This is a genomic window from Bacillus sp. L_1B0_5 (assembly GCF_000836715.1).
In the GTDB taxonomy this organism is placed as follows: domain Bacteria; phylum Bacillota; class Bacilli; order Bacillales; family Bacillaceae_G; genus Bacillus_A; species Bacillus_A thuringiensis_S.
The window spans coordinates 1-301 of sequence record NZ_JXIS01000251.1 but is presented as its reverse complement, the minus strand read 5'-3'; the positions used below and the strand labels follow the sequence as shown (position 1 = coordinate 301).

Genomic DNA, 301 nt, shown 5'->3' with positions numbered 1-301 from the left:
CGAATATACGTTTGGTATATAATAGTCATATACCGAAATGGAGGTGAATCAAATAATAATTAATAAAGCCTATAAGTTTCGTATCTATCCAAATCAAGCACAAACAATTCTAATTAACAAAACAATAGGTTGTTCTCGCTTTGTATTCAATCATTTCCTATCCCTATGGGATTACGCATACAAAGAGACTGGAAAAGGTTTAACATATGGTACATGCTCTGCCAAACTTCCTGCCATAAAGAAAGAGTTTGTTTGGCTCAAAGAAGTGGATAGTATTGCGATTCAGTCGTCTGTTCGCAAC

1 protein-coding gene is annotated in these 301 nt (G+C 34.9%); it reads left to right on the top strand.

Going from position 1 to position 301, the window contains the following annotated elements; all coding sequences use genetic code 11:
* Positions 1–37: 37 nt before the first annotated feature.
* Positions 38–301: helix-turn-helix domain-containing protein (locus RT27_RS32210; protein ID WP_043939514.1), on the top strand; the 264-nt coding region annotated here is incomplete at its 3' end.